The sequence below is a fragment of the Bacillus infantis genome (assembly GCF_050107595.1).
Taxonomy (GTDB): domain Bacteria; phylum Bacillota; class Bacilli; order Bacillales; family Cytobacillaceae; genus Bacillus_AB; species Bacillus_AB infantis_C.
This window is the reverse complement of the sequence record NZ_JBNILH010000012.1, coordinates 153,273-159,272: the sequence shown is the minus strand read 5'-3', so window position 1 is coordinate 159,272 and position 6,000 is coordinate 153,273. Positions and strand designations below refer to the sequence as shown.

Sequence of the window (6,000 nt, the reverse complement as noted above, 5' to 3'; positions counted from 1 at the left end):
TTCTATTGTCCAGCTCCGGCTCCTAGGTGCTCGAGTCATAAGCCAAGCAGGCCAGAAGGTTAAAGAACAACCTTCCGTCCTGCTCGTCTTATGCTTGTCGCACCTGAACAGTCGCCTCCGCTTTTCTATTGTCCAGCTCCGGGTGCTGGCCCCTCGAGTCATAAGCCACCCAAGAATTAAAGGCAAAGAACGCCTTTTATGCTTGTGTGTCTTATGCTTGTCGGGGCTGAGCAAGCGCCCTCCGCTTTTCTAGCTATACTTAGAGTCATTCATGCTCCTGGCTTCTTCCGGGCTTTGAAGCTTGGTCGCCCCTGGATAGTGTAGGGCCTGGTCGCGGTCAGACTCCACTCTTTCCCCTGCTTTTAATTTTTTCTCCTGTCTGTCTTTTCCCATGATTAACACCCCCTTTTATTTAAGATGAAACAAGGACAAAAGTTTATGTAAAAAAGATTAAAGTACATAACTATTACCCATAATGGAAATGATAGGTGGTGGTGGTGTGGAAGGCTTTTACTTTTATATGGGCGCCTGGTGCTGCTGGATTGCAGCGGCATTTTTTATGAAAAGACAGCAGATGGGAAGGACGGCTTTGTCTGCCTGCCTTTTGATTGCCATTATTGTTTCGCCTTATACAATTTCTCTGGGCAGTATCCATATTTCAGCAGCAGGGCTTTTCATTTTGATTTGCTGCTATGCCGAGGCTGCCCGCATAACAGGACTTAAAGCTGTTTATTTTTTTGTTTCAGTTTTTATGATCATGCTTGCTTATGCAAGCTTTCAGCTTTTTGCTCTATTTGATCCTGTTTGGGTGGTTTTCAAAAAAGAATGGATGCTGGCAGCCATCATGTTTGCTTTGTCCGCCGTGCTTTTTGCCGGCTGCAGGAAAAGGATTGCAGCCATGCTGACAGGTGCCATTCAGGGCGATCTCCTCTTTTCACTGGTACTGGAGAAATTGTCCCTTGCCTATGAGGCGTGGTCTTTTTCTTTTCTCGATATGGCAGCTATATCAGCATGCGCATTGCTTCTGTGGGAGGGTTTTGTCAGACTCGCAGCATATTTAGAGCGGCAGGCAGCCAATCTGGAAAAGGAGAAACAAAAGATATTATGAGTGATTATACATACCCGATTGTATTTGGCCTGATTATTGGAACGGCCACAAGGATGTACATGCTGCGGACGGATTACCGGCAGTACCCGACATATCTGCATGGTAAAATCATACACTTGGCCCTCGGGTTCATAGCCGCGGCTCTCGGGACGGTTGCTGTCCCTTCCATTCTGGAGCAGGATTTTACAGCGGTGACCTTCTTGACTCTTGCCGCAAGCCAGTTCCGTGAGGTCAGGAACATGGAAAGGAATACCCTGGCAGAACTGGATTCCTATGAATTGGTTTCCAGGGGCAAAACCTATATTGAGGGAATTGCCGTTGCTTTTGAAAGCCGGAATTATCTTGTGATTTTCACGTCCTTGATCAGCACCCTTTGCTATATTGTCATTAATATATGGGCTGGCATCATCGCGGCCATTCTGTCAGTGCTTTTATCCAAAAAGCTCATGGCAGGGGGGAGGCTCGGGGATATAGTGGAAATTGACTATGTGGAACCTCGCTTTGATGGAGCTGGCCTTTATGTAGACAATATTTATATCATGAATATCGGGCTTCCCGCGAGGCAGGAGGAAGTGCTGAGGTATGGGATGGGATTCATCTTAAAGCCAAAATCCTTTGACGCACGTTCAACCATCGCCAACCTTGGACAAAGGCAGGCGATCCTTCACGATGTCTCAATCGCGATGGGTGTGTACAGGGATTCCGGCACACCTGCGCTCGTCCCTCTCGCCAAGCGAGACTTGGATGATGGAAGAGTCGGGGTTTTTCTTCTGCCCCAGGAGAAGGACATTGAAAGGGCCATCAAAGTGATCGGCAGTGTTCCGACGCTTGAAAATGCCATCAGGATGCCGTCTGAACGGGAAAGGAAGAACGGAAATGGTCATTGAGAAATTTATATTGGCAGTGATTACGACGAACCCAAAAAAGGCACCTTCAGGGGCGGCTGTGTTTCATTGTGACGACAAAAAAGAGATGGAGCATGTGGCTGCCAATCTTGAAGCCATTTTAGACGGAATTGCCCACGCTCTGACAGATGAAATGTATGTAATTGTCAAGCATTGATGGTTCTTCCAATGTTTTCGTTGCGGGGATTCTGCCTCTTTGATAAAATGATTAGGTTAGGCCCTTCTGCAAACAGGAAGGGTTTATTTTATACACGGGCCATCCTGAAGAAATCAGGATGATGATGAAAGCAATTCATTTGACTCTTTCGAGCAGTGTTTAAAGTATATAAAAGTGAAAGGGTGATGTTCATGGCAAAACCGGTTATCGCCATTGTAGGACGTCCTAACGTCGGAAAATCCACGATTTTCAACAGAATAGTAGGAGAAAGGATCTCCATTGTCGAAGATATACCTGGTGTGACCAGAGATAGAATCTACAGTTCAGCTGAATGGCTGAATCTTGATTTCAATATCATTGATACCGGCGGGATTGATATAGGAGACGAGCCTTTCCTGGAGCAGATCAGGCAGCAGGCTGAAATCGCCATTGAAGAAGCTGATGTCATCCTGTTCTTGACCAATGGACGGGAAGGCGTTACATCAGCTGATGAAGCAGTCGCTAAAATACTGTATAAGTCAAAGAAACCTGTAGTGCTTGGGGTCAACAAAATTGACAACCCGGATATGCGCGACCAGATTTATGATTTCTATGCCCTTGGATTCGGCGAGCCAATTCCGATCTCAGGTTCCCACGGGCTGGGGCTTGGGGACTTGCTTGATGAAGCAGCAAAGCATTTTCCTGACACAAAGGACAAGGACTATGGCGATGATGTCATCAAGTTCTCCCTGATTGGGCGCCCTAATGTCGGGAAATCTTCCCTCGTCAATGCTATTTTAGGGGAAGAGAGGGTCATTGTTTCCAATATTGCCGGCACGACGCGTGATGCTGTCGATTCCCTGCTCACTTACAATGGGGATCAGTATGTGATCATTGATACAGCCGGGATGCGGAAAAAAGGCAAGGTGTACGAAAGCACTGAAAAATACAGTGTCCTGAGAGCCTTAAGGGCCATCGAGCGTTCAGATGTCGTCCTTGTTGTCATTGATGCTGATGAAGGCATTTTGGAGCAGGATAAAAAGATTGCGGGCTATGCGCATGAAGCCGGCCGCGCTGTTGTAATTGTCGTCAATAAATGGGATGCTGTCGAGAAGGACGAAAAAACAATGAAGGCGTTTGAAACGAATATCAGGGAGCATTTTCAATTCCTTGACTATGCTCCGATCGTCTTCTTGTCTGCCTTAACAAAGAAGCGGATCCATACATTGATTCCGCAGATCAACCAGGCAAGCGAAAACCACAGCATGCGTGTGGAAACGAGCGTCCTGAATGACGTTGTCATGGATGCCGTGGCGATGAATCCAACGCCTACCGATAAAGGAAAGCGCCTGCGTATTTACTATACGACTCAAGTGGCTGTCAAGCCGCCTGTATTTGTGGTATTTGTCAATGATCCTGAGCTTATGCATTTCTCCTATGAGCGTTTCCTGGAAAACCGCATAAGAGATGCTTTTGGATTTGAAGGTACTCCAATAAAAATATTTGCGCGGGAAAGAAAATAAAAAGGGTGTGATTGTATGCTGGATCAATCGAGCAAGGTAACCGTTGCTGGTGCAGGCAGCTGGGGCACGGCACTCGCCATGGTGCTGGCTGACAATGGCCGCCAAGTCAGGCTCTGGGGGCATAACCCTGTACAGATCAAGGAAATCAATGAACAGCACACCAATCAAAAATATTTGCCTGATATAAAACTGCCTTCAGGCATTCAAGGCTTCAGCTCACTGGAAGAGGCCCTTGATGGTGTTGACACGCTGATTTTGGCGGTGCCGACAAAGGCCATCAGGGAAGTCGCCGGCAGGATTAACGAATTTCAGCGTGAGCCCCTCACTATCGTACATGTCAGCAAAGGCATCGAACCGGATACATTGCTAAGGATATCAGAAATGATCGAGGAAGAATTCAAGAGTGAAGCCCTCGGCAGCGTTGTGGTTCTTTCCGGTCCAAGCCATGCTGAGGAAGTCAGCCTCCGCCATCCGACAACTGTCACTGTATCTTCAAAGAATAATGAGGCGGCAGAGCATGTGCAGGACCTTTTTATAAACCATAACTTCAGGGTATACACGAATCCGGATATCATTGGCGTGGAAATCGGCGGCGCGCTGAAGAATATCATAGCATTGGCAGCAGGGATCACCGATGGCCTCGGCTATGGAGATAATGCCAAGGCGGCCCTTATTACAAGGGGGCTTGCCGAAATTGCCAGGCTGGGCACTAAAATGGGCGCAAGTCCGCTGACCTTCTCGGGATTGACCGGAATCGGCGACCTGATTGTCACTTGTACGAGTGTTCATTCCCGCAACTGGAGAGCAGGAAACCTTCTCGGGAAGGGGCATAGCCTGCAGGAAGTCCTTGATAATATGGGAATGGTTGTAGAAGGCGTCAGAACCACGAAAGCTGCATATCAGCTGGCTGAAAAATATAATGTGAAGATGCCTATCACGGAAGCGCTGTATGAAGTGCTGTTTAATGGAGCCGACCCGAAAGAATCCGTCGACAAGCTGATGGCAAGAGGAAAAACGCATGAAATGGAAGACCTTGCTAACGTGCTTGAAGACAGGGTGGACAAGTGAGTTATATAATTTGCTGCAACAGAAGATAATTATTTTTGCGGCAAAAGCAAAATTTAGGCATTCGAGGATGCGGGAAAGGAACTTCCTGCATACAATGCAACGAAGCAAACTGGTGATATGAACAGGGTGCATGGGTTATTTAGTCGCATAAGGCCAAAGCAGAGATTGCCCCATCTTTGCTTTGGCTCTTTTTTTTTGATTCACAGGGAAAATCCAGGCTGGCGCCAGCATTTTAAGCGAAATGCTTTTGATTCATTTTCAGCCTGTATGATATAATACATTTCGGAAAAGGGAGTGAGACAATGTCGCCTGCTTTAATGAAGATGTGGGTATCTTTAGCTTCAATGGGGTTCATGTTCATATCAATATTATTGATTTATCTGAGCCGGTATAAATTAAACAATAAACCGCTTAAATTCATATCTGCCCTAATTGCTTATCTGTTAATGATTGTTTCCGGGCTTATCATCCTGTTTGTCGTTTTGAGCGGACCTACCAATGAATAACAAATTTACAAACCTGAAGGATTGGAATCTATGAAAAAGAAGCTAGCCATGCTGTCTATGACAGCGGTTTTATCCTTTCTGCTTGCCGGATGCATGTATCCGGAGGACAAGCTTTCGCAGAATCAGACACCATATCAGGACCAGGTCAATTCTGTCCAGTCGGCTGTTGATCAATTTCAGGAAGACAATGGGGGCATCCTTCCAATAAAGACGAGGGAGGAAAATACACCTATTTACCAGAAATATCCGATAGATTTCAATAAAATCACGCCAAAATATATGGCAGAGCCGCCAGGCAATAGCTTTGAATCCGGAGGCATCTTCCAGTACGTGATCATGGATGCGGAAGAAGATCCGAAAGTCAAGCTCTTCGACCTCAGGATGGCTGAGTCTATCAGGGATATTAAAGTGCGCATTAAGCTGCAGGGCTATCCGCCATATAAAGAAAAGATCGCCGATAATGTTTATACACTCGATTATGCAGCCCTCGGCTTTAAAGAGGAGCCGCTGGCTGTAAGTCCGTATACCAGCCGCAATCTCCACTTTGTTGTATCCGGAAATGGAGACGTTTACGTAGACTATCTGCCTGACCTCTATGAAGCGTTGGAAAAACACAAGGATCACGGATATAAGGAAGGCGATGACATACGCGCACTCCTTGGGAAAGAATCCCTCTTTGTTCCTGCCTATTCGCTTCCCTATACAATCAATGCCAAAGGAGAACCAATCTTTTTGGCGAAATAGTCATAACCCT

At 46.5% G+C, this 6,000-nt stretch carries 8 protein-coding genes; 7 read left to right on the top strand and 1 reads right to left on the bottom strand.

Annotation, left to right across the window (positions count from 1 at the left end; translation table 11 throughout):
- Positions 1-249: 249 nt before the first annotated feature.
- The gene (locus ACQCVH_RS21870) at positions 250-393 is read right to left on the bottom strand and encodes a YpzI family protein (RefSeq protein ID WP_426837698.1); all 144 of its coding nucleotides are present in this window, start codon (positions 391-393) and stop codon (positions 250-252) included.
- A 106-nt stretch (positions 394-499) separates the two neighbouring features.
- Here ACQCVH_RS21870 and ACQCVH_RS21865 point away from each other — a divergent pair, with 106 nt between their 5' ends.
- The 7 genes from ACQCVH_RS21865 to ACQCVH_RS21835 all read left to right on the top strand — a co-directional run bounded on the left by ACQCVH_RS21865 (position 500) and on the right by ACQCVH_RS21835 (position 5,990).
- The gene (locus ACQCVH_RS21865; protein ID WP_426837697.1) at positions 500-1,108 is read left to right on the top strand and encodes a YphA family membrane protein; all 609 of its coding nucleotides are present in this window, start codon (positions 500-502) and stop codon (positions 1,106-1,108) included.
- Positions 1,105-1,995 carry a YIEGIA family protein gene (locus ACQCVH_RS21860; protein ID WP_426837696.1) on the top strand — a complete coding sequence of 297 codons (891 nt, stop codon included), beginning with the start codon at positions 1,105-1,107 and terminating at the stop codon, positions 1,993-1,995. Before ACQCVH_RS21865 ends, ACQCVH_RS21860 begins: the two co-directional genes overlap by 4 nt.
- Entirely contained in the window at positions 1,985-2,170 is a 186-nt protein-coding gene (locus tag ACQCVH_RS21855) for a capping complex subunit for YIEGIA (RefSeq protein WP_009794832.1), read from the top strand. The genes ACQCVH_RS21860 and ACQCVH_RS21855 overlap by 11 nt, the downstream gene beginning before the upstream one ends.
- A gap of 191 nt (positions 2,171-2,361) precedes the next feature.
- Positions 2,362-3,672, top strand: a complete 1,311-nt coding sequence (der, locus tag ACQCVH_RS21850) for a ribosome biogenesis GTPase Der (protein WP_009794834.1) — start codon at positions 2,362-2,364, stop codon at positions 3,670-3,672.
- A 15-nt stretch (positions 3,673-3,687) separates the two neighbouring features.
- Positions 3,688-4,740, top strand: coding sequence for an NAD(P)H-dependent glycerol-3-phosphate dehydrogenase (locus ACQCVH_RS21845; RefSeq protein WP_426837695.1), 1,053 nt, complete (start codon positions 3,688-3,690; stop codon positions 4,738-4,740).
- A 302-nt stretch (positions 4,741-5,042) separates the two neighbouring features.
- Positions 5,043-5,246 (top strand): DUF2768 domain-containing protein, encoded by a 204-nt coding sequence (locus ACQCVH_RS21840; RefSeq protein WP_224900880.1) that lies wholly within the window; start codon positions 5,043-5,045, stop codon positions 5,244-5,246.
- Between the two features lie 30 nt (positions 5,247-5,276).
- A complete protein-coding gene (locus tag ACQCVH_RS21835; RefSeq protein ID WP_426837693.1) occupies positions 5,277-5,990 on the top strand; it encodes a hypothetical protein in 714 nt (237 codons plus the stop codon).
- Positions 5,991-6,000: the final 10 nt, after the last annotated feature.